The following is a 313-nucleotide window of genomic DNA, read 5'->3' on the forward strand; positions in this document are numbered from 1 at the left end:
CGGTGTTTAGGTTGATCACAGACCGGAGATGGTTAGCGGTGGGGAATGGTAGAGGGAAGGGTGGTGGAGGGAGTGGAGAGGGGAGAGAGGGAGGTGATGGATAGGAGGGGATTATGGAGGGGGGAGGGGAAGGTGGTGGTTGTGGGTGAGGAGGGTTTGGAGAGAGAAGTTGGGGGAATGGGGGTTGGGAGTGTGGTAGGTGGGGAGGGGGGAAGGGATGTGTTAGTTGGGATGGATCGGGAGTTTGATTAGGATAAGGTTGATTTAGGGGGAAAAGCAGTGCGTGATGGGGGGGTTCTGGTCGGAAGGAATG

Annotated in this window: 1 protein-coding gene; it reads left to right on the plus strand. The window is 56.9% G+C overall.

All coding sequences use genetic code 11. From position 1 onward, the window contains the following. Window positions 1-45: 45 nt before the first annotated feature. The gene (locus tag FS628_RS33520) at window positions 46-252 is read left to right on the plus strand and encodes a hypothetical protein (RefSeq protein WP_222125322.1); all 207 of its coding nucleotides are present in this window, start codon (window positions 46-48) and stop codon (window positions 250-252) included. Window positions 253-313 lie beyond the last annotated feature (61 nt).

It is taken from the genome of Paenibacillus xylanexedens (genome assembly GCF_007676705.1).
Lineage (GTDB): Bacteria > Bacillota > Bacilli > Paenibacillales > Paenibacillaceae > Paenibacillus > Paenibacillus xylanexedens_C.